This window comes from Streptomyces sp. NPDC002125 (assembly GCF_053593715.1).
On sequence record NZ_JBSFDD010000021.1, the window covers coordinates 48,337 to 65,052 of the forward strand.

Annotated in this window: 16 protein-coding genes; 9 read left to right on the plus strand and 7 right to left on the minus strand. The window is 71.5% G+C overall.

Annotation, left to right across the window (positions count from 1 at the left end; translation table 11 throughout):
• The first annotated feature begins 11 nt into the window (after positions 1-11).
• Both ACWCQM_RS29120 and thpD read left to right on the plus strand, forming a co-directional pair.
• Positions 12-410 (plus strand): ectoine synthase, encoded by a 399-nt coding sequence (locus ACWCQM_RS29120; RefSeq protein WP_073747901.1) that lies wholly within the window; start codon positions 12-14, stop codon positions 408-410.
• 3 nt (positions 411-413) lie between these two features.
• Complete coding sequence (gene thpD / locus ACWCQM_RS29125) at positions 414-1,307, plus strand: ectoine hydroxylase (RefSeq protein ID WP_450918083.1); 894 nt, start codon at positions 414-416, stop codon at positions 1,305-1,307.
• Between the two features lie 203 nt (positions 1,308-1,510).
• On the opposite strand, the gene ACWCQM_RS29130 is transcribed toward thpD, so the two are convergent.
• The gene (locus ACWCQM_RS29130) at positions 1,511-2,560 is read right to left on the minus strand and encodes a zinc-binding dehydrogenase (protein ID WP_450918084.1); all 1,050 of its coding nucleotides are present in this window, start codon (positions 2,558-2,560) and stop codon (positions 1,511-1,513) included.
• Positions 2,561-2,651: 91 nt separating this feature from the next.
• Here ACWCQM_RS29130 and ACWCQM_RS29135 point away from each other — a divergent pair, with 91 nt between their 5' ends.
• On the plus strand, positions 2,652-3,215 hold the full coding sequence (locus ACWCQM_RS29135; RefSeq protein ID WP_450918085.1) for a TetR/AcrR family transcriptional regulator: 564 nt from the start codon (positions 2,652-2,654) through the stop codon (positions 3,213-3,215).
• Between the two features lie 43 nt (positions 3,216-3,258).
• Positions 3,259-4,266: a VOC family protein gene (locus ACWCQM_RS29140; protein WP_450918086.1), complete on the plus strand. Its 1,008-nt coding sequence runs from the start codon at positions 3,259-3,261 to the stop codon at positions 4,264-4,266.
• Positions 4,267-4,269: 3 nt separating this feature from the next.
• On the opposite strand, the gene ACWCQM_RS29145 is transcribed toward ACWCQM_RS29140, so the two are convergent.
• Both ACWCQM_RS29145 and ACWCQM_RS29150 read right to left on the minus strand, forming a co-directional pair.
• Positions 4,270-5,829, minus strand: coding sequence for a glycoside hydrolase family 53 protein (locus ACWCQM_RS29145; protein WP_450918087.1), 1,560 nt, complete (start codon positions 5,827-5,829; stop codon positions 4,270-4,272).
• Between the two features lie 45 nt (positions 5,830-5,874).
• Entirely contained in the window at positions 5,875-7,920 is a 2,046-nt protein-coding gene (locus ACWCQM_RS29150; protein ID WP_450918088.1) for a beta-galactosidase, read from the minus strand.
• 188 nt (positions 7,921-8,108) lie between these two features.
• Between ACWCQM_RS29150 and ACWCQM_RS29155 the strand changes: the two genes are divergently transcribed.
• The 4 genes from ACWCQM_RS29155 to ACWCQM_RS29170 are packed head-to-tail and all read left to right on the plus strand — an operon-like array spanning position 8,109 to position 12,279.
• A complete protein-coding gene (locus ACWCQM_RS29155) occupies positions 8,109-9,422 on the plus strand; it encodes an extracellular solute-binding protein (protein WP_450918089.1) in 1,314 nt (437 codons plus the stop codon).
• A complete protein-coding gene (locus tag ACWCQM_RS29160; protein WP_450918090.1) occupies positions 9,419-10,345 on the plus strand; it encodes a carbohydrate ABC transporter permease in 927 nt (308 codons plus the stop codon). Before ACWCQM_RS29155 ends, ACWCQM_RS29160 begins: the two co-directional genes overlap by 4 nt.
• The gene (locus ACWCQM_RS29165) at positions 10,342-11,202 is read left to right on the plus strand and encodes a carbohydrate ABC transporter permease (protein ID WP_450918091.1); all 861 of its coding nucleotides are present in this window, start codon (positions 10,342-10,344) and stop codon (positions 11,200-11,202) included. Before ACWCQM_RS29160 ends, ACWCQM_RS29165 begins: the two co-directional genes overlap by 4 nt.
• 42 nt (positions 11,203-11,244) lie before the next feature.
• Positions 11,245-12,279: a LacI family DNA-binding transcriptional regulator gene (locus tag ACWCQM_RS29170; protein ID WP_450918092.1), complete on the plus strand. Its 1,035-nt coding sequence runs from the start codon at positions 11,245-11,247 to the stop codon at positions 12,277-12,279.
• A 90-nt stretch (positions 12,280-12,369) separates the two neighbouring features.
• Here ACWCQM_RS29170 and ACWCQM_RS29175 read toward each other — a convergent pair whose 3' ends face one another.
• The gene (locus ACWCQM_RS29175; RefSeq protein ID WP_450918154.1) at positions 12,370-12,831 is read right to left on the minus strand and encodes a GNAT family N-acetyltransferase; all 462 of its coding nucleotides are present in this window, start codon (positions 12,829-12,831) and stop codon (positions 12,370-12,372) included.
• A 136-nt stretch (positions 12,832-12,967) separates the two neighbouring features.
• On the minus strand, positions 12,968-14,035 hold the full coding sequence (locus ACWCQM_RS29180; protein WP_450918093.1) for an alkene reductase: 1,068 nt from the start codon (positions 14,033-14,035) through the stop codon (positions 12,968-12,970).
• Positions 14,036-14,179: 144 nt separating this feature from the next.
• Here ACWCQM_RS29180 and ACWCQM_RS29185 point away from each other — a divergent pair, with 144 nt between their 5' ends.
• Positions 14,180-14,716: a MarR family winged helix-turn-helix transcriptional regulator gene (locus ACWCQM_RS29185; RefSeq protein ID WP_450918094.1), complete on the plus strand. Its 537-nt coding sequence runs from the start codon at positions 14,180-14,182 to the stop codon at positions 14,714-14,716.
• A 14-nt stretch (positions 14,717-14,730) separates the two neighbouring features.
• On the opposite strand, the gene ACWCQM_RS29190 is transcribed toward ACWCQM_RS29185, so the two are convergent.
• The gene (locus tag ACWCQM_RS29190) at positions 14,731-15,792 is read right to left on the minus strand and encodes an aminotransferase class V-fold PLP-dependent enzyme (protein WP_450918095.1); all 1,062 of its coding nucleotides are present in this window, start codon (positions 15,790-15,792) and stop codon (positions 14,731-14,733) included.
• Between the two features lie 70 nt (positions 15,793-15,862).
• Positions 15,863-16,600, minus strand: coding sequence for a DsbA family oxidoreductase (locus tag ACWCQM_RS29195; RefSeq protein ID WP_450918096.1), 738 nt, complete (start codon positions 16,598-16,600; stop codon positions 15,863-15,865).
• Positions 16,601-16,716: the final 116 nt, after the last annotated feature.

Genomic DNA, 16,716 nt, shown 5'->3' on the forward strand with positions numbered 1-16,716 from the left:
ACCATCCCACCGTGATCGTCCGATCTTTCAGTGACATCGAGAACACCGACCGGCACATCAGGTCCGCTTCAGGCACCTGGGAGAGCAAGCGCATCGTGCTCGCCAAGGAGAAGGTGGGCTTCTCGCTCCACGAGACCGTGCTGTACGCGGGCACGGAGACGTCGATGTGGTACGCGAACCACATCGAGGCCGTTCTGTGCACCGAGGGCGAGGCCGAGCTCACCAACGACGAGACCGGCGAGAAGCACTGGATCTCCCCCGGGACGATGTACCTGCTGAACGGACATGAGCACCACACGCTGCGGCCGAAGACCGACTTCCGCTGCGTGTGCGTCTTCAATCCCCCCGTCACCGGACGGGAGGACCATGACGAGAACGGTGTCTACCCGCTGCTGACAGAGGAGGGCTGAACCATGACCACCGAAGTACGCACCGACCTGTACCCCTCGCGCGGCGCCGCCGAGATGACCACTCCCCGCCAGGACCCGGTCATCTGGTCCGCGCCGGGCACGCCCGGGCCGGTCACCGCCAAGGATCTCCAGAGCTTCGAGGAGAACGGCTTCCTCACCGTCGACCAGCTCGTCACGCCGGACGAGGTGGCCGTCTACCGGGCGGAGCTGGACCGGCTCGTCGCCGACCCCGGCGTCCGTGCCGACGAGCGCTCGATCATCGAGCCCCAGTCCCAGAGCGTGCGGTCCGTCTTCGAGGTCCACAGGATCAGCGAGGTCTTCGCGAACCTGGTCCGTGACGAGCGTGTGGTGGGCCGGGCCCGCCAGATCCTGGGCTCGGACGTCTACGTCCACCAGTCCCGGATCAATGTGAAGCCCGGCTTCGGCGCCTCGGGCTTCTACTGGCACTCGGACTTCGAGACCTGGCACGCCGAGGACGGTCTGCCGAACATGCGGACCGTGTCCGTCTCGATCGCGCTGACCGAGAACTTCGACACCAACGGCGGGCTGATGATCATGCCCGGCTCGCACAAGTCGTTCCTCGGCTGCGCGGGCGAGACGCCGAAGGACAACTACAAGAAGTCCCTGCAGATGCAGGACGCCGGCACCCCGTCCGACGAGGCGCTGACGAAGATGGCCGACCGGCACGGCATCAAGCTCTTCACGGGTGCGGCCGGTTCGGCGACCTGGTTCGACTGCAACGCGATGCACGGCTCGGGGGACAACATCACCCCGTACGCCCGCAGCAACGTCTTCATCGTGTTCAACAGCGTGGAGAACACCGCGCAGGAGCCGTTCGCGGCTCCGATCCGCAGGCCCGAGTTCATCGGCGCCCGCGACTTCACCCCGGTGAAGTAGGAGCACACGACGGCCGGAAGGGGCGGGACGCGTCAGGCGTCCCGCCCCTTCCGCGCGCCCGCCGGACCGGCGCGCGGAGTCCGGCCGCCCGCCTCGGCCGAGGTGCTGGACACAGCCGGCGTCACGGGCCGGTGACCACCGCGCCGCGCCGCCCCGCGACCGCGGCTCCGCGGGGCGGTCCGGCCTGATCCGGACGTAGGACCCTAGGGGCGCAGGACGATCTTTCCGACATGGGCCCTGCGGGCCAGCTCCTCCTGCGCCTCGGCGGCCCGGTCCAGTGGGTACGCCGCCGCGACGACGGGCTGGATCTCACCTCGGCGGGCCAGGTCCATGAGCAGGGCGAAGTGCGTCGGCGTGTGCATCGCCGAGCCGATCACCTGAGCGTTGTGCAGGTAGAGACGGCGCACGTCGAACGCCACGTCGTATCCGCCGAGCGCGCCGGCGACGACCCACCGGCCGCCTTCGCGCAGCAGGGGCAGCCCGTCGCCCACCAGCTCTCCGGCCACGACGTCGAGAGCGACGTCGATGCCGTCCGGGGCGGCGGCGCGGAGCTGCCCGGCGATGTCACGTGCGCGGTCGAGGACCTCGTGCGCGCCCGCCTCGCGCACCGCGTCGGTCTTGGATCCGCTGCTGATGGCGAGCACGCGCGCTCCTCGCGCGCGGGCGATCTGGATCAGCGCGATCCCGACGCCGCCGGACGCCCCGGAGACCAGGACGGTCTCCCCCTCCCGCAGCCGGCCCCGCTCGATCATGCCCAGCGCCGTGCCGTAGGCGGTCGGCAGTGTCGCCAGCTGGTCGTCCGTGAGCGGGGAGTCCGTCACGTCGTGCACCCGCGCCGCCGGCGCTGTCACGTACTCGGCGTAACCGCCGTCGCGTTCGCTCCCCATCAGGCCCACCGGGTTCGCGTCCGGGCCCTCGGTGTCGTAGATCGCCGGGTCGACGACCACCCGGCGACCGGCGAGGCCACCGTCCACGTCCGGGCCGACGGCCACGACCCGGCCCGCCACATCCGCTCCCTGGATGCGCGGGAAGCCGATCGGGCCCCGCCAGCCCGAGAGCGCCTTCGGGTCATCCGGGCGGCCGTAGGCGCCCTCCCGGGTCCACAGGTCGGTGTTGTTCAGGGCCACCGCGGCGACCCTGACCAGCACCTCTCCCGCCTGCGGTGCCGGCACCGCCACCTCCGCCCGCTCCAGGACCTCCGGCCCTCCGTGCCCTGCGATCCGCACGGCGCGCATGGTCTCGGGGGTATCCATCACTCGGCCTCCTCACAGGTATACTGATCTGTAAACATCTTCCACGGTACACCGATCGGTGAAGAGGCTCGCCATGCAGGGGACACGGCCCATGACTCCGGCCGGCCGGCGCATCGTCGCGGCTGCCGAGGAGCTGTTCTACAGCCGTGGGATCACGGCGGTCGGTGTGGATCTGATCGCCGAGCGCTCAGGGGTGACGAAGCGGACCCTGTACAACCGGTTCGGCTCCAAGGACCAGCTCGTCGCGGCCTACCTGGAGGAGCGCGACCAGCGCTGGCGGTCGCTGGTCCGCGCCGCCGTCGACGCCTGCGACAGCCCGGTCGCGGCCGTCACCGCGCCCTTCGACGCGCTGCGGACCTGGAGCGTGACCAGCACCCGCGGATGCGCGTTCATCAACGCCCTGGCCGAGCTCCCGGACCCCGCGCATCCCGCGTACGCGATCGCCGCGGGCCAGAAGCTCTGGCTGCTGGGCCTGTTCGAGGAACTCGCCGCCGCGGCGGGCTGTGCGCACCCCGACGTCCTCGCCGCGCAACTCCTCGTGCTGCACGAGGGCGCTCTCGCCACGCAGCCGCTCCCGGTGGACACCCTCCCGGAGAGCACCGCCCTGGCACGAGCCCTGGTCCGGGCCGCCGTCCGGTCCCGGCACGAGGCCTGAAACTGCTGGACCTGAAGCCCGGTCAGCGGCAACAGTGGCGCCCATGACTTCGCTCGTACAGCACATCACCGTCGACTGCGCCGACGCCTACAAGCTCGCCTGCTTCTGGGCCGAGGTGCTCGGCTCATCCGTCTCCGACGACGACGCGCCCGGCGACCCCGAGGCCCTCGTCGAGTCGCCCCGGGGCACGCTGCTCTTCGTCACGGTGCCCGAGTCCAAGAGCGTCAAGAACCGGATACACCTCGACCTGCGCCCCGAGGAGCACACCCGCGACGAGGAGGTCGAGCGGCTGCTGGCCCTGGGCGCCACGCTGGTCGCCGACCACCGCAGGCCGGACGGCCGGGGCTGGGCGACGCTGGCCGACCCCGAGGGCAACGAGTTCTGCGTGGAGTGCGGTGCGCGCGAACGGGCCGCGCTGACCGGTACCCGGCTGCCCGTCACCGCCGACGATGTCACGCTGGCGGTCCGGCTCGCGGTCGACACCCTCGCGACGTCCCCGGCCGACGACTGGCACGTCCCGGCGGGGTCGCTGGACTGGGACTGCTGGGAGACGGTGGAGCACCTGAGCGACGACCTCTTCGCGTACGCCGTCCAGCTCGGCCCGCGCAGGCCCCCGCAGGACGGCGTGGTGCCGTTCCGGTACGCGCCCGACCGCGAGGGCGGCCCCGGGAACTCGGTCTTCGCGGACCCGGAGGCGGGCGTCCCCGGCCTGCTCCAGACGCTGGAGGCGAGCGGAGCGCTCCTGACGGCGATGGTGCGTACGACCCCCTCCGACGTCCGCTCCCACCACGTGTTCGGGCTCTCCGACCCGGAGGGCTTCGCCGCGATGGGCATCGTGGAGACCCTGGTGCACACCCACGACGTCGCCGCCGGGCTGTCGCTCGGCTGGGCCCCGCCCCGGGACCTCTGCGACCGGGTGCTGGCCCGGCTCTTTCCCGACGCCCCGGACGACGAGGACCGGTGGACCGTACTGCTCTGGTCCACCGGCCGGGCCGATCTGCCGGGGCGCGACCGTGTCACCTCGTGGAGGTGGCACGGCGCGCCCCTGTAGCGGCTACCTGTGCGAGAACCAGGCGGCGGCCGGGAGCAGCTTGCCGTTGTAGTCGAACACCGCCTGGTTCTCCCAGGCGTTGCCCGACGACGGGTCCGCCGGGTCCCAGCCGCTGCCGGTCACGGCCGTCCAGGAGGGCTCCCAGTAGACGGCGCCGAGGCCCCGGCCGCCCGGGACGGCCTCGACGACGTTCATGACGTCGCGGAGGTTCGCCGCCTGGCCGGCCGGGGTGGCCGGGTAACCGGCGACCAGCTGGCTCGTGGTGGCGACGTTGTTCTCCAGTCCGTCGTCGTTGGCGAGCGTGTGGGCGTAGGCGGTCTCGGCGACCATCACCGGCTTGCCGTAGCGGGAGGCGGCGTCGTCGAGGTTGGTCTGGAGCTCGGACAGCGAGCCGTGCCAGTAGCCGTAGTAGGAGAGGGCGATGACGTCGAAGGAGACGCCCTGTGACACGGCGTTGTCGAACCACCAGCGGGTGCCCGCGTTGTCGCCGCCCTCGGCGAGGTGCAGCGCCACCTTCGTGCTGGAGGAGACGGCCTTCGCGGCGTTCGCTCCGGAGGTGATCAGGCCCGCCAGCTGGGACCAGTTGCTGGTCGAGCCCTCCGGCCAGAGCATCCCGCCGTTGATCTCGTTGCCGATCTGCACCATGTCGGCCGTGGTGCCCTGGGCCTTGAGCGCGTTCAGCACGTCGTAGGTGTGGTTGTAGACGTCGGTGCGCAGCTGGCTGTAGCCGTGTCCGGCCCAGGCGGCGGGCTTGTTCTGCTTGCCGGGGTCGGCCCAGGCGTCGGAGTAGTGGAAGTCGATGAGGATCTTCATCCCGAGGGCCTTGGCGCGCTTGGCCATGGCGAGGACACGGGCCTTGTTGTTGTAGCCGTCGGCCGGGTTCACCCACACCTTGAGGCGTACGTAGTTCATCCCGGAGCTCTTGAGGATGCTCATCGCGTCCCCGGCGGTACCGCTCGCGTTGCTGTACGTCGCACCGTACGCCTCGTTCTTCGGGAGCGTGGAGAGGTCACCGCCCTTGACGGTCAGGCCGGTGCTCCCCGCGGCGAAGGTGATGTCGTCGAAGTTGGCCCACTCCCCCGCGTGCGCGTCTGAGTTGAGGCTGATGGTGCAGGCCCCGCCGGTCACCTTGACGGAGGTGACGAGCCGGATCCAGGCGCCGTTCGCGGTCGGCGGCAGGTCGGTGCGCTGCTCGGCGCCGCCGCAGTCGCGCAGGGCGATGTAGGCGGAGTTCTGGCCGCCGCCGGAGCGGACCCAGGCGCTGAGGGTGTACGTGCCGTCGGTGAGGCCGCTCAGGTACTGGTAGGTCTCGACCTTGTACGCCGAGGCCGACCAGTGGCTGAGCCGGGTGCTGCCCCCGTGGCCCCCCGCCTCGGTGAAGGAGGCGGCGTTCTGCCCCCCGGCCGAGTACGTCGACCAGCCGGTCGCGCCGGACTCGAAGCCGGTGTTGACGGGGGCGGTGGCCGCGTGTGCGGCCTGGGCGGGGAGCGCGGCGAACACGAGGCCGCAGAGCGCGGCCACCGCCCCGGCCGCCTTCGCGCGGGTGTGCGTCGTTCCGTACATCGTCGATGTCCCTTCGACAGTTGTGCGGGTGAACGTGCGGGCGCCTCAGCCGTCGAGCCGTACGACGCGGACCGCCCCCGCCGGAACGGCGAGCTTGTCCACGGCGGGCTCGCCGGTGAGGAGTTCGGTGCCGGGGGCGTCCAGGGCCACCCCTGCGTCGGCGTCGGTGTGGTTGATCACGAAGAGGTAGCTGCCGGTCTCCCCGGTGCGGCGCACGACCTCGACGTCGTACGGGAGGTCGGCGCGGGGCGCGATGCCCGCGTCCGCTGCGGCGCGGTCCAGGACGGCGTCCAGGGCGGGGCCGGAGAGCCGGGTGGAGACGTACCAGGCGGTGCCGTCGCCGAGCCGGTTGCGGGTGACGGCGGGGCGGCCCGCCGGGATGCCGTCGGCGTACGACCAGACGGTCTCCGCGCCGCGCGGGATCACCACCTCCGACCAGAGGTCGCCGGTCAGGTCCGGGCCCTCGGGTGCGCCCTCGGGGGTGATCAGGCGTACGGTGCCGCCCTCGCCCAGGGGGGAGAACTCCTCGACCGTCACGCCGAGCGCGTCCCGGAGCGCGCCGGGGTACGCCCCGGGGTGCACGGCGTCGTCGGTGTCGACGATGCCCGAGAAGTACGAGACGACGAGAGTGCCGCCGTTCTCGACGTAACGGCGCAGGTTGCGGCCGCTCGCCTCGGTGGCGAGGTAGAGCGCGGGGACGACGACCAGCGGGTAGCCGGAGAGGTCGGCGTCCGGGTGGGCGAAGTCGACGGTGAGGTGGCGGTCGTAGAGCGAGGCGTAGAACGTGTCGGCGCGCTCGCGGGCGTCGTGCTCCTCGCTCGGGCGCCACTCCAGGCGCTGCGCCCACCAGGACTCCCAGTCCCAGAGCATCGCCACGTCGGCGACGGTCCTGGTGCCCCGGATGCCTTCGAGGAGGCCGAGACCGGCGCCGAGCGCGCTGACCTCACGCCAGATCCGGGAGTCGGTGCCGGCGTGCGGGACCATCGCGGAGTGGAATTTCTCGGCACCGCGACGCGACTGCCGCCACTGGAAGAACATCGCTCCCTCGGAACCCCTGGCCACATGGGCCAGGCTGTTGCGGGCCATCTCACCCGGGCGCTTGGCGGGGTTGCGCGGCTGCCAGTTGACGCCGCTGGTGGAGTGTTCGAGCAGCAGCCAGGGCGCCCCGCCCGCGACCGAGCGGGTGAGGTCGGCGGCCATCGCGAGGTTGACGTGGGTGCGGCGGCCGTCGGTGATCAGGTAGTGGTCGTTGGTGACGAGGTCGACCTCGCGGCCCCAGGCCCAGTAGTCGACGGACTCGCACTGGCTGAGCGCGGTCATGAAGTTGGTGGTGACGGGGATGCCGGGGGCGAGGCGGTGCAGGATGTCGCGTTCGGCGGTGAAGTTCTCCCGCATGGTGGCGTCGGCGAAGCGGGCGTAGTCCAGCTGCTGGGCGGGGTTGCCGACGGTCGGGGTGGTGCGGGGCGGGTCGATGTCGTCCAGGCTGCGGTAGCGCTGGCCCCAGAAGGCGGTGCCCCAGGCCTCGTTGACCGCTTCGACGGTGCCGTGCCGGGCCGCGAGCCAGCGGCGGAAGTGGGCGCCGCAGCCGTCGCAGTAGCAGGCGCTGACGGGGACGCCGTACTCGTTGTGGACGTGCCACAGCGCGAGGGCGGGGTGCTTCGCGTACCGGCGGGCGAGCTGCTCGGTGATGTTCGCCGCCGCCGCGCGGTACGGGGCGGAGCTGTGGCAGATCGCGCCGCGTGATCCGAAGGCGTAGCGGACGCCGTCGCGGCTGACCGGCAGGGCTTCGGGGTGGGCGCGGTAGAACCAGGCGGGCGGGGCGACGGTGGGGGTCCCGAGGTCGGCGCGGATGCCGTTGACGTGCAGCAGGTCCAGGATGCGGTCGAGCCAGCCGAAGTCGTAGGTGCCCGGCTCGGGCTCCAGGAGCGCCCAGGAGAAGATCCCGACGCTGACCATGGTCACGCCGGCCTCCCGCATCAGGCGGACGTCCTCGTGCCAGACCTCCTCGGGCCACTGCTCAGGGTTGTAGTCGCCGCCGAAGGCCAGCTTCCGCAGGCCGACCGGATAGACAGCGGATTCTGAGTGCGGCATGGACAGCTCCTGGCTCTTTGGGACAACTTCTGGGAACGTGCACACACACTCTCGGCGGCGCAGGGCCAACATAACCGCACAGCAACAACCATTGACAAGTGTCGGTTTGGTTTCTCTACTGTGAACGCTCACAGCGCTTCTCGGCCAAGCCCGCCGATGCGCTCGCCGGTCTCGTCAGGGGAGAAACCATGAAATACCGCACCGTCGCGGTGACCACCGCCGCCGCTCTCGCCGCCACCGCCCTGCTCTCGGGCTGCGGCTCGGACGACGGCGGCGACGAGCCGGCCGCGTCCGGGCCCGCCTCGCTCACGTACTGGGCGTGGGCGCCCGGCCTGGACAAGGTCGCGGACATCTGGAACAAGGGTCCGGGCAAGGAGCAGGGCATCACCGTCACGGTGAAGAAGCAGGCGTCGGGCGACGACCTGGTCACCAAGATCATCACGGCGGCGAAGGCCCACAAGGCCCCGGACCTGGTCCAGGCCGAGTACCAGGCGCTCCCCACGCTGGTCTCCAACGACGTCCTGGCCGACATATCGAAGGAGGCGGGCGACGCCAAGGGCGAGTTCGCCGACGGGATCTGGCAGCAGGCCACGCTCGGCTCGGACGCCCTGTACGCCCTGCCGCAGGACTCGGGTCCGCTGATGTTCTACTACCGCCAGGACCTCTTCGAGCAGTACGGCCTGAAGGTGCCCACCACCTGGGACGAGTTCGCCGAGACCGCCCGCGCGCTGAAGAAGAAGGCGCCGGACAAGGACCTCACCACCTTCTCCTCCAACGACTCGGGTCTCTTCGCGGGCCTCGCCCAGCAGGCGGGCGCGAAGTGGTGGACGACGGGCGGCGACAAGTGGAAGGTCGCGATCGACGACCCGGCCACGCAGAAGGTCGCGGACTTCTGGGGCGGCCTGGTGAAGGAGGGCGCCATCGACAACCAGCCGATGTACACCCCGGCCTGGAACAAGGCACTCAACACCGGCAAGCAGGCCGCCTGGGTCAGCGCGGTCTGGGCCCCGGGCACGCTGACCACCGCGGCGCCCGACACCAAGGGCAAGTGGGCGATGGCCCCGCTCCCCCAGTGGACCGCGGGTGAGAACATCACCGGCAGCTGGGGCGGCTCCTCCACCGCCGTCACCAACGACTCCAAGCACAAGGGTGCCGCCGCCACCTTCGCGAAGTGGCTGAACACGGACCCGACGGCCCTCGCCGCGCTGGTGAAGGAGAGCGGCATCTACCCCGCCGCGACCTCCGCCCAGACCGGTGGCGCGCTCGCGAAGGCCCCGGACTACTTCTCCAACCAGCCCGCCTTCTACACCGAGGCCGCCAAGATCGCCCAGGGCACCGCGCCCGCCGCCTGGGGCCCCAACGTCAACGTCGCCTACAGCGCCTTCAAGGACGGCTTCGCCGAGGCCGCCAAGAACAGGTCCGACTTCGGCGCCGCGCTGACCGCGATGCAGGACGCCACCGTCGCGGACCTGAAGAAGCAGGGCTTCGGAGTCTCCGAGTGACACGCACGCCCCGCGGGAAGGCGTACGGGGTCAGGAGCGCCCCGTACGTCTTCCTGGTTCCCGCCACCGTCCTGTTCCTGCTCTTCTTCGCCCTGCCCATCGGCTACGCCGTGTACCTCAGCTTCCGCAGGACCGAGGTCAAGGGCCTCGGACTCGGCAAGGGTGCCCGGGACGAGATCTGGGCCGGCCTGTCCAACTACACCGACGCGCTCACCGACACGGAGCTGCTCGGCGGAGCGCTGCGCATCCTCGGCTACGGCGCGATCGTCGTCCCGGCCATGCTCGGCCTCGCCCTGCTCTTCGCGCTGCTGCTGGACAACGAGCGGCTGCGGCTGCGCGGCTTCAGCCGGCTGGCGATCTTCCTGCCGTACGCGATCCCGGGCGTCATCGCCGCGCTGATGTGGGGCTTCCTGTATCTGCCGGACGTCAGCCCCTTCCTGTACGTGCTCGACGCGGTGGGGCTCCCGCAGCCCGATCTGCTGGACGGCGGGCCGCTGTACCTCTCGCTGGCCAACATCGCGGTGTGGGGCGGCACCGGCTTCAACATGATCGTGATCTACACCTCGCTGCGGGCCATCCCCGCCGAGATCTTCGAGGCCGCGCGGATCGACGGCTGCTCGCAGCTCCAGATCGCACTGCGCATCAAGATCCCGATGGTGGCGCCCTCGCTGATCCTGACCTTCTTCTTCTCGATCATCGCGACGCTCCAGGTCTTCAGCGAGCCGACGACGCTCAAGCCGCTCACCAACTCCCTCTCCACCACCTGGAGTCCGCTGATGAAGGTCTACCAGGACGCCTTCGTCAACAACGACATCCACGCGGCGGCGGCCCAGGCGGTCATCATCGCCCTGGCCACCCTCGCCCTGTCCTTCGGCTTCCTCAGGGCGGCCAACTCCCGTACGAAGCAGGGAGACTCCCGATGAGCACCCAGTCCCTCGCCACCACCGGCCGCCGACGCTTCCCGCTCGTTCCGACCGCCGCGCTGCTCCTGGGCGCCGTGTACTGCCTGCTGCCCGTCGCCTGGGTCCTGGTCGCTTCGACCAAGTCCGGCAGCGAGCTGTTCTCCACCTTCACCTTCCTGCCGGGCTCCGGCTTCACCGACAACGTCGCCGACCTCACGGAGTACCGCGACGGGGTGTACTGGAAGTGGATGGCCAACTCGGCCTTCTACGCGGGGGCGGGCGCCCTGCTCTCCACCGCGGTGTCGGCGGTCTCGGGGTACGCGCTTGCCGTGTACCGCTTCCGGGGCAAGGAGACGGTCTTCAACATCCTGCTCGCCGGGGTGCTGATGCCCCCGGTGATCCTCGCCGTGCCGCAGTACCTGCTGCTCGCCGAGGCGGACATGACCGACTCCTACCTCTCGGTGCTGCTGCCGCTGATCCTCTCCCCGTACGGCGTCTACCTCGCCCGGATCTACGCGGCCGCGGCCGTGCCGGCCGATGTGATCGAGGCCGGGCGGATGGACGGCGGCGGCGAGTGGCGGATCTTCCGGACGATCGCACTGCCGATGATGGTGCCGGGGCTGGTGACGGTGTTCCTGTTCCAGTTCGTGGCGGTCTGGAACAACTTCCTGCTGCCCTACATCATGCTCGGCGACGACGAGAAGTTCCCGGTCACCCTGGGGCTCTACACGCTCCTTCAGCAGGGATCGAACACTCCGGCGCTCTACACGCTGGTGATCACCGGAGCGCTGCTGGCGATCATCCCGCTGATCGCCCTGTTCCTCGTGATCCAGCGGTTCTGGAGCCTCGACCTGCTGTCCGGCGCCGTAAAGTCCTGACTGCTCCTCAACAGGGCACCCCTTCATGAAAGATCGAGCACCATGAGCCGCACAGAACAGAACGGCGCGGGACGCCGCAGGCCGCCGACGATCCACGACGTCGCACGGGAGGCGGGTGTCTCCCGGGGCACGGTCTCGCGGGTGCTCAACGGCGGCCACAACGTCAGCCCGGCCTCGCTCGACGCGGTCCAGTCCGCCATCCGCAGGACCGGCTACACCGTGAACCGGCACGCCCGGTCCCTGATCACCGGGCGCTCCGACTCGGTGGCGTTCCTGCTGACCGAGCCGCAGGAGCGCTTCTTCGAGGACCCGAACTTCAACGTGCTGCTGCGCGGCTGCACCACCGCGCTCGCCGCGCACGACATCCCGCTGCTGCTGATGATCGCGGGCACGGAGGCGGAGCGCCGCCGCAACATGCGGTACATCGCCGGGCATGTGGACGGGGTGCTGCTGGTCTCCAGCCACTCCGGGGACCCGGTCGCGGCCCAGCTGCACGAGGCCGGCGTACCGCTGGTTGCCTGCGGCAAGCCGCTCGGGCAGGGGTCCAGGGTCAGCTATGTGGCGGCGGACGACCGCAACGGCGCGCGGGACATGGTGCGCTTCCTGTACGAGTCGGGGCGGCGCAGGATCGCCACGGTCACCGGTCCGCTGGACACCCCCGGCGGTGTGGACCGGCTGGCGGGCTATCGCGAGACGCTCACCGAGTGCGGCCTGCCCGTCGACGAGTCGCTGATCGTGCCGGGCGACTACAGCCGGGCGGGCGGTGAGGCCGCGGCCTCGCTGCTGCTGGAGCGGGCACCCGACGTGGACGCGGTGTTCGTGGCGTCCGACCTGATGGCGCAGGGCGTGCTGAGCACGCTGGAGCGGGCGGGCCGCCGGGTGCCCCACGACATCGCGGTCGGCGGCTTCGACGACTCGCCCGCGGCGCTCGCGGCACGCCCCGAGCTGACGACGGTCCGTCAGCCCTGGGACCGGATCAGCGCGGAGATGGTACGGGTGCTGCTGGCGCAGATCGGCGGGGAGGACCCGGCCGCGGTGATACTCCCCACGGAACTGGTGCGCCGGAGGTCGGCGTAGCCGACGGGCCCGGATCGGCCCCGCCGGGGGGCGGCAAGGAGGCACACCCCGCCCACCCCGCTGAGCCCCGGCCGGCTCGTCGGCCGGGGCTCAGCCGACCCTCCGGGCCAGCACCTGTCCCGGCCAGGTCCCGTTCAGGAAGCTGTCCGTGGGCGCGAAGCCGTTGCGCTCGTAGTACGCGACGAGCTCGCCCCCGCCCCCCGCCCAGCAGTCGACCCGCAGCAGACCGACGCCCGCCCGCCGGGTCTCCTCCACGGCGTGGGCCAGCAGAGCCGCCCCGATGCCGCGGCCCGCGTGCCGGCGGTCGGAGATCAGCAGCCGCACATACCGCTCCGGCTCCCCGGCCGCCGCGATCGGCATCTGCGGACTGGGCCCGGTGTCGAGCACCACCGCCCCGGCGGGCACCCCGTCCAGCTCCGCGATGTACGGCGAGTTCACCGTGGTGTACCGCTCGACGCGTGCGGCGCCGCCGGAGGTCTTCGAGTACGGAGTGGTGCCCCACTGCTGGGTGTTGCCACGGGCGTTCATCCAGACGACCGCCGCGTCGAGCATGCCGAGGATGGCCGGCGCGTCGGCCGGACGGCCCGGCCGGATGCGTATGTTCCCGTTCGTCTCGTCGTCGCTCACGACGGCAGTCTGCCACGGGGCGACGACCGGACGCCGTCCTCGGACATCAGGACGCCGTACCTCAGGACGCCAGGGCCGGATAGTCGGTGTAACCCTTCGCGTCGCCGCCGAAGAAGGTCGACGGGTCCGGGGTGTTGAAGGGCCCTCCGGCCTTCAGCCGGGCCGGCAGGTCCGGGTTGGCGAGAAACAGGGCGCCGTAGGAGATCATGTCGGCCGTCCCGTCGTCGATCACCGTGTGGTGCTCGGGTCCTGTAGGCCCGTCGGAGAACACGTTGATGACGAGGGTTCCGGTGAACACCTTGCGCAGCGCGAGCGTCAGTTCGCGGCCGTCGGCCTGCTCCAGCACGTGCAGATAGGCCAGCCCGAGCGGCTCCAGCTCGGCGGCGAGCGCGAGGTAGACGGCGTCCGGCTCGGGCTCCTCGATGCCGTTGTACGGGTTTCCGGGCGAGATCCGCAGCCCGGTCCGCTCGGCTCCGATCTCGGCGACGACCGCCTTGACCACCTCGACGGCGAACCGGATGCGGGCCGTGTCGGAGCCTCCCCACTCGTCGGTGCGCAGATTGGTGTTGGGGGCCAGGAACTGCTGGATCAGATAGCCGTTGGCGCCGTGCAGCTCGACGCCGTCGAAGCCCGCTTCCACCGCGTTGCGGGAGGCCGTGGCGAAGTCCTGGACGGTCGCACGGATCTCGGCGTCGGTCAGCTCGCGCGGCTCCACGAAGTCCTTCGGGCCCACGTGGGTGTAGACCTGTCCGGGCGCCGTGACCGGGGAGGCGCCCACGGGGGTCAGCCCGTCCGGCAGCAGCACGGGGTGGCCGATCCGGCCCGCGTGCATGATCTGGGCGAAGATCCGGCCGCCGGCCGCGTGCACGGAGTCGGTGACCTTGCGCCAGGAGGCGATCTGCTCGGCGCTGTGCAGGCCGGGGGTGGAGGGGTAGCCCTGGCCGACCACCGAGGGCTGGATCCCCTCGGTGATGATCAGCCCGGCCGAGGCCCGTTGGGTGTAGTACTCCACGGTGAGGTCGGTCGCCGTGCCTCCTTCACCGGCCCGGCTGCGGGTCATGGGCGCGAGGGCGATGCGGTTGGAGAGCTGCGTGCCGGAGAGATCGATGGGGTCGAACACGGTGCTCAAGGGAGCCTCCAGGGCTTTACATGGTCGGCCAAGTAATCTTGCGGCTGCCACTGTAACCGATTAATTGGCCGACCAAGGTAAAGTTCATGAGGACGTCATGAACCCGGCCGCGGTCCGGCGGCGACACCGTCCCGAGGAGTCCCGATGCAGGCCGACAGCACCACCCCCGCCGACGCGGCACACCCCGAGGGCGGCGCTTCCGTCGGCCCCGTGTGCTCCGGCGGCCCGCCGGGCGCGGCCCTCGGCGGTCCCGTCAGCCTCGCCGTCTCCCGGCTGGCCAGGCTGCACAGGATCGCGGCGGGGAGACTGCTCAAGGGGGTGGGGCTCTACCCCGGCCAGGAGTTCCTGCTCATGCACCTGTGGGACACCGGGGCGGTCCGCCAGGCCGAGCTGATCAAGGCGATGGACCTGGACCCCTCCACCGTCACCAAGATGCTCCAGCGCCTCGAACAGACCGGGCATGTCCGCCGCCGCCCCGACCCGGACGACCGGCGGGCCGTGCTGGTCGAGGCGACGGAGAAGAGCTGCGCCCTGCGCACCGGGGTCCGCGACGCCTGGGCGGGCCTGGAGGAGCACACCCTCGCCGGGCTCGGGCCCGGTGAGCGCGCGGAGCTGGCCCGGCTGCTGGCCAAGGTGGAGGAGAACCTCTGCCGGGAGGCCGGGGACTGCCCCGAGCGGTAGCCCGGGCGTCCGGCTCAGCCGGACAGCACGTCCAGGGCGCGGTCGACGTCGGCCACGGTGTTGTACAGGTGGAAGGCGGCCCTCAGGTTTCCCGCCCGGGCGGAGACCATCACCCCGGCCTCGGCCAGATCCGGTTCCCGGCCGCCCAGTCCGGGCACCGCGACGACCGCGGAGGCGCCGGGCACGGCCGGGTGGCCGATCGACTCCAGCCCCTCCCGGAAGCGGGCGGCGAGCCCGGTGGCATGGGCGTGCACGGCCTCGATCCCGACCTCCGCCAGTAGCTCCAGGGACTGCTCGGCCGCGTGATAGGCGAGGAAGGCGACCGGCTCGTCGAAGCGCCGGGCCTCGGCGGCGAGCTTCTCGACGGGACCGTACGTACTGTTCGAGCGGTCCTCGGCCGCGACCCAGCTCGCGTACAGCGCCGGCAGGGACGACTGCGCCTCCTCGGTCACGGTCAGGAACGACGTACCGCGCGGGCTCAGCAGGTACTTGTAGCCACCGGTGACGGTGTAGTCGAACGCCCCGGCGTCCAGCGGCAGCCATCCGGCCGACTGGCTGGCGTCGAGCATCGTGCGCGCCCCGTGCGCCGCCGCGGCCTCGCGCACGGCGTCCAGGTCGGCGATCCTGCCGTCGGAGGACTGGACGGCGGAGAAGGCGACGAGCGCGGTCCCGGGCCGGACCGCCTCGGCCAGTCCGGTCAGCGGTACGTAGCGCATCCTCAGGTCGCCGCGTACGGCGAAGGGACTGACGACCGAGCTGAACTCCCCTTCCGGCGCGAGGACTTCGGCACCGGGCGGGAGCGACGCCGCGATGAGGCCCACATGGGCGGCGACGGAGCCGCCGAGGGCCACCCGCGCGGGCGTGACCCCGGCGAGCCGGGCGAAGCCGGCGCGGGCGGCGTCCACCGAAGCGAAGCTGCCCAAGCCGCCCCGGACGCCCATGACGCTCTCGTCGGCCAGCTTCCTGACGGCCTCGGCCGCGCGACGGGGCAGCAGCCCGCAGGTCGAGGTGTTGAGATAGGTGGAACCGGGTGCGAACTCGGTGGCCCTGGCCTGGTCGATCACGGAGGTCTCCATGCCCGACAGCCTGACGGCCGCCCAAATCCGCGTCAATCACGTTCTTTTGGGCGGCGCGCCATCGGCGTCCTCAGACGCGCCGGCCGGCGGGGTCCGCCTCGGGCACCTCGCAGGCTCCGTCCGCGTCGCAGGCCGCGGCGTCCCCGCCGACCTGGGTGAGGGTGGCGGCGGGGCGGTCCTGCCACGCCCGCTCCAGGGCCTGGGCGAAGACCTCGGCGGGCTGTCCGCCGGAGATGCCGTAGCGCCGGTCGAGCACGAAGAAGGGCACGGCGTTCGCGCCGAGCTCGGCGGCCTCGCGCTCGTCGGCCCGCACATCGCCGGCGTACGCCTCGGGGTCGGCCAGCACGGCGCGCACCTCGTCGGCGTCGAGTCCCGCCTCGACCGCCAGGTCGGCGAGCACCGCGTCGTCGAAGACCGAGCGCTCCTCGGCGAAGTTCGCCCGGTAGACGAGGGTCAGCAGCTCGTCCTGGCGCCCGCGGGCCTTGGCGAGGTGCAGCAGCCGGTGGATGTCGAAGGTGTTGCCGTGGTCGCGGCCCTCCGCGCGGTAGCCGAGCCCTTCGGCGCGTGCGTTCGCGGCGACGTTGGCCTCCATGCCCCGCGCCTCCTCGGGGGTGCGCCCGTACTTCTGCGCGAGCATGTCGATCACCTGCTCGGTGTCGCCCTTGGCCCGGCCGGGGTCGAGCTCGAAGGAGCGGTGGACCACCTCGACCTCGTCACGGTGGGCGAACCCGGCCAGCCCCTTCTCGAAGCGGGCCTTGCCTATGTAGCACCACGGGCAGGCGATGTCGCTCCAGATCTCGACGCGCATGACTCTTCTACTCTCCAGCTCTGCGGTAGCGGCGCGGAGGGAGCCTCCGCCGCCGGTTCAACGCGTGGCCGGGGCGGCTGATTCCCGGTGCGCGGCACCGGACCACACCCGGGGGA

Bases quoted from the DNA above. Each gene is read 5' to 3' on its own strand.
- thpD (WP_450918083.1), top strand. From the start codon at position 414: ATGACCACCGAAGTACGCACCGACCTGTACCCCTCGCGCGGCGCCGCC.
- ACWCQM_RS29130 (WP_450918084.1), bottom strand. From the start codon at position 2,560: ATGGATACCCCCGAGACCATGCGCGCCGTGCGGATCGCAGGGCACGGA.
- ACWCQM_RS29135 (WP_450918085.1), top strand. From the start codon at position 2,652: ATGACTCCGGCCGGCCGGCGCATCGTCGCGGCTGCCGAGGAGCTGTTC.
- ACWCQM_RS29140 (WP_450918086.1), top strand. From the start codon at position 3,259: ATGACTTCGCTCGTACAGCACATCACCGTCGACTGCGCCGACGCCTAC.
- ACWCQM_RS29145 (WP_450918087.1), bottom strand. From the start codon at position 5,829: ATGTACGGAACGACGCACACCCGCGCGAAGGCGGCCGGGGCGGTGGCC.
- ACWCQM_RS29150 (WP_450918088.1), bottom strand. From the start codon at position 7,920: ATGCCGCACTCAGAATCCGCTGTCTATCCGGTCGGCCTGCGGAAGCTG.
- ACWCQM_RS29155 (WP_450918089.1), top strand. From the start codon at position 8,109: ATGAAATACCGCACCGTCGCGGTGACCACCGCCGCCGCTCTCGCCGCC.
- ACWCQM_RS29165 (WP_450918091.1), top strand. From the start codon at position 10,342: ATGAGCACCCAGTCCCTCGCCACCACCGGCCGCCGACGCTTCCCGCTC.
- ACWCQM_RS29170 (WP_450918092.1), top strand. From the start codon at position 11,245: ATGAGCCGCACAGAACAGAACGGCGCGGGACGCCGCAGGCCGCCGACG.
- ACWCQM_RS29175 (WP_450918154.1), bottom strand. From the start codon at position 12,831: ATGCTCGACGCGGCGGTCGTCTGGATGAACGCCCGTGGCAACACCCAG.
- ACWCQM_RS29185 (WP_450918094.1), top strand. From the start codon at position 14,180: ATGCAGGCCGACAGCACCACCCCCGCCGACGCGGCACACCCCGAGGGC.
- ACWCQM_RS29190 (WP_450918095.1), bottom strand. From the start codon at position 15,792: ATGGAGACCTCCGTGATCGACCAGGCCAGGGCCACCGAGTTCGCACCC.
- ACWCQM_RS29195 (WP_450918096.1), bottom strand. From the start codon at position 16,600: ATGCGCGTCGAGATCTGGAGCGACATCGCCTGCCCGTGGTGCTACATA.